The following is a 4,300-nucleotide window of genomic DNA, read 5'->3' as shown; positions in this document are numbered from 1 at the left end:
GCGGTCACGGCTCGGCCAACTTGAGCAAAGCCATTCAAGTATCCTCAGATACCTTCTTCTACCGTTTGGGTTACGAAATGGGTATCGATAAAGCCTCTCCGTATCTGGCGCAATTCGGTTTCGGCCAGAAAACCGGCATTGACCTGCCCAGCGAATACACAGGCGTTTTGCCCAGCCGCGAATGGAAAGCCAAACGCTTTGCCAAATCTTCCGACCCGACTGCCAAAGAATGGCGCGCCGGCGAGATGGTTTCCGTCAGTATCGGCCAAGGCTACAACGCCTACACGCCTTTGCAAATGGCACATGCGACAGCATCTCTGGCCAATAACGGTGTCGTTTATCAGCCGCATTTGGTCAAAGAAGTATTGGATTTCGGCGCGCGCAAAATTACCCGTATCAACCCCAATCCTGAGCGTCAAATTCCGTTCAAAGCCGATAACTTCGAATACGTCAAACGCTCAATGGAAAAGGTATTGAAACCGGGTGGTACGGCGCACCGTATCGGTGGCGGACTCGCCTATACGATGGGCGGTAAAACCGGTACAGCCCAAGTCGTACAAATTAAACAAGGCGGCCGCTACAATGCCGCAGCCCTGCGCGAACAACACCGCGACCACGCATGGTTTATCTCGTTTGCGCCATTGGAAAAACCTGAAATTGCCATTGCCGTTATTTTGGAAAACGGCGGCTGGGGTGCGTATGCCGCGCCATTGGCCCGTGAAATGACTGATTTTTATATGCTTCACGTCAAGCCGCAACAGTTTTCAGACGGCCTTGAGTCAGATTTAGCCAAAACTGAAACAACGGACAAGCATCAGCCTATTACCAGCATTTTCCAATCTGCCTACGGACTGACGCCGACAAGCCCTGCCTCACAGCCGGAGGTTCATCATGAATAACACATCAGTGTGGAAAAATTTCAAATCCACCATTGCGGCCCCGATTGACCCTTGGCTGTTTTTTGCCATGCTCGCCATCTACATCATGAGCCTGTTCCTGCTCTATTCTGCAGACGGGCAAGAGTTCGGCCAATTGGAAAACAAAACCATCCATACCGTTTTGGGCTTTGTCCTTTTATGGATTATCGCCGTATTCAAGCCGCAAATGGCTGCCAAAGTTGCCCTACCTGTTTACATTGTCGGCGTATTACTGCTGATTGGCGTCGAAGTTGCCGGCGTTACCGTCAACGGTTCGACACGTTGGCTGAGCCTCGGCTTTACCCGTATCCAACCTTCCGAAATCATGAAAATCGGTATTCCCATGACTGTCGCGTGGTATTTCCAACGCTATGAAGGCCGTCTGAAATGGGTACATTATATTGTTGCCCTCGTTCTGATTCTTGTTCCTGTTGCCCTGATATTGAAGCAGCCAGATCTGGGTACGGCAGCACTGATTATGGCTTCGGGTATTTTTGTCATCTTCTTTGCCGGATTGCCTTGGAAGGCTATTTTTTCCGCCATTATTGCCTTTGTGGCCGCTTTGCCGCTCTTGTGGAATTACGGCATGCACGACTACCAGAAAACCCGCGTCCTCACTCTGCTCGACCCAACCAAAGACCCGTTAGGCGCAGGCTACCACATCATCCAATCCATGATTGCCATCGGCTCGGGCGGCGTATGGGGTAAAGGCTGGCTCAACGGTACGCAAACCCATTTAGACTATATTCCCGAATCAACGACTGACTTTATTCTCGCAGTATTCGGCGAAGAATTCGGCCTGATTGGCAATATCCTTTTACTGCTGGTTTACCTCATCATTCTGGCACGCGGATTGTGGATTGCCGCACAAGCGCAATCCCTTTACAGTCGTACTTTGGCAGGCGCGTTGACCATGACTTTTTTCTGCTACGCCTTTGTAAACATGGGCATGGTCAGCGGTATTTTGCCCGTCGTAGGTGTCCCCCTCCCCTTGGTCAGCTACGGCGGTACGGCTACACTTTCCATCATGGTGGTGCTCGCCCTGCTGATGGGTATTGCCAACGAACACAAAAACCTCCGCCGCCGTAATGCGGATAACGATGACCTAACTGAAAGCGAGGAATAATATGGAACTGGGTGTAGAAATCGGCAAGCTGCTTGTGGCATTTCTCGTGCTGATTAATCCTTTCAGCGCGCTCTCAATCTATCTTGATCTGACACAAAACCACAGCACCAAAGAAAAGCGCAGAATCGCGCGTACTGCCGCATTGGCCGTTTTCATCGTAATCATCGTCTTTGCACTGAGTGGCGGTATCTTGTTGAAAGTACTTGGTATCAGCGTGGGCTCTTTCCAAGTCGGCGGCGGTATTCTGGTTTTGCTGATTGCCATCTCCTTAATGAACGGCAACAATAATCCTGCCAAGCCCAAAATCGACCCCAATTCAGAAGAGCATCACCATGAGCAACAAATCCGCCGCAATGAAAAAGCCATTGCCGTCGTACCCATTGCCATTCCGATTACCATCGGTCCCGGCGGTATTTCTACCGTCATCATTTACTCCTCTGCCGCCAAAAATTACAGCGATATTGCCCTAATTATCATCTCCGGCTTTTTGGTCAGCCTGATTTGCTATTTCATTCTGGTCGTGGCCGGACGCATCAGCAAACGCTTGGGCACTACCGGCCTGACCATCCTCAACCGCATCATGGGCATGATGCTTGCCGCCATTTCCGTAGAGATTATTGTTGCCGGCTTAAAATCCATTTTCCCCCAACTGGTCGCTTGAAGTACAATCATCACAATAAAAGGCCGTCTGAAACATTTTCAGACGGCCTCATAAAAACATAAAAACAAAGGAGTCAACCATGTTTCACAGCACCCACGTTTTCACCGGAGAAACCATTTACCGCAGACCGGCGCAAAGCTATACCGAGTTCACCGACGAATTAAACCGCCTCCAAACCCTTCAGCAAACCTTCGCACAATCAAGCATTATCGAGCGCACTGCCCTCTTACAACAATTTGCCGACAGCCTTACCCAAAACCAAGAACGCCTTGCTGAAATGGTCTGCGAAGAAGTCGGACGCTGCCTGCACGAATGCCGTGCCGAAATCAGCAAATCCATCGAGCTTATCCGCTATTACGTCCGCCTTACCCCCGAACTGCTTGCCCATAAAACCATCGCCACTCAAGCCAGCCTCAGCCAAGTCCGCTTCGAGCCTTTGGGCGTTGTTTTGGCAGTCATGCCGTGGAACTACCCTGTTTGGCAGATTTTACGATTTGCCATCCCTGCCCTCTGTGCCGGCAATGCCTGCGCGGTCAAACCTGCGCCCAGTGTCGCCCGCGTCAGCGAAACACTCTTCAACCTCGTCCCCAAAGGTTTGCCGCTTATCGGCGCATGGTTAAACCATGAAGACACGCTTAAAGCCATTGAAGATACCGATGCCATGGCATTTACCGGTTCGACCCATACCGGTCGCTTGCTGGCCGCCCATGCGGGCAGACATCTGAAAAAAACCGTCCTTGAACTGGGCGGCAGCAATCCGTTTATTATCCTGCCTGATGCCGATCTGCAACGTGCAGTCATCGATGCCTGCTATTCGCGCTTTCGCGATGCCGGACAATCCTGCAATGCCGCCAAGCGCATCGTTGTTACCCAAGATATTGCCGAACAATTTATCCCGCTCTTCCTTGCCGAATGCGCCAAACTGCAAACCGGCAATCCCAAAGACCCGAACACTACCCTTGCCCCGCTTCACCGCGAAGACCTGCGTCAAACCGTACACGAGCAGGTTCAAGATGCGGTTGCACATGGCGCGCAGTGCTTGAGCGGCGGTTATATCCCTGAGGGAGAAAGCTGGTTTTACCCTGCCACGGTATTGGATCAAATCAACCCGAACTGCCGCGTTTGGCACGAAGAAGTCTTCGGCCCAGTTGCCATGATTTTACGCGCCAACAATCCGGATCACGCCGTCGCACTTGCCAACGACACACCTTTCGGCCTCGGCGCCTGTATCTACACAGCCGACACGGCAAATGCATGGCAATACGCCGAAAAAATTCAAGCAGGCTCTGTCTTTATCAACCGCCACACCAGCAGCGATCTGCGCCTACCTTTTGGTGGCGTCAAAGCTTCAGGTTATGGACGCGAGCTATCAGAATTCGGGCTGTACGAATTCGTCAACGTCAAAACCTATTGGCAAAAATAAACTGTTGCATTAACTCAGGCCGTCTGAAAACCCGATTTCAGACGGCCTGAGACCTTTGCAAAATTCCCCAAAATCCCCTAAATTCCTACTAAGACATTTAGGGGATTTTCCATGACCACCTTCTTTCAGCAAACCGTCCAAGCCATGATCGTCAAACACATCGACCGCTTCCC

The 4,300-nt window shown here is 51.3% G+C and carries 4 protein-coding genes; all 4 read left to right on the top strand.

Going from position 1 to position 4,300, the window contains the following annotated elements:
- The coding region (locus ACTHUE_RS11600; protein WP_440423518.1) for a penicillin-binding transpeptidase domain-containing protein at positions 1-899 on the top strand (899 nt) is incomplete at its 5' end.
- On the top strand, positions 892-2,043 hold the full coding sequence (gene rodA, locus ACTHUE_RS11595) for a rod shape-determining protein RodA (protein WP_107811047.1): 1,152 nt from the start codon (positions 892-894) through the stop codon (positions 2,041-2,043). The genes ACTHUE_RS11600 and rodA, both read left to right, overlap by 8 nt.
- A 1-nt stretch (position 2,044) precedes the next feature.
- On the top strand, positions 2,045-2,704 hold the full coding sequence (locus ACTHUE_RS11590) for a MarC family protein (protein WP_070459823.1): 660 nt from the start codon (positions 2,045-2,047) through the stop codon (positions 2,702-2,704).
- A gap of 79 nt (positions 2,705-2,783) precedes the next feature.
- Complete coding sequence (locus ACTHUE_RS11585; RefSeq protein ID WP_107811048.1) at positions 2,784-4,127, top strand: aldehyde dehydrogenase family protein; 1,344 nt, start codon at positions 2,784-2,786, stop codon at positions 4,125-4,127.
- Positions 4,128-4,300 lie beyond the last annotated feature (173 nt).

This window comes from Neisseria sp. P0021.S005, assembly GCF_051956955.1.
The sequence above is the reverse complement of the archived record's forward strand: the minus strand, read 5'-3'. Positions and strand labels throughout refer to the sequence as shown.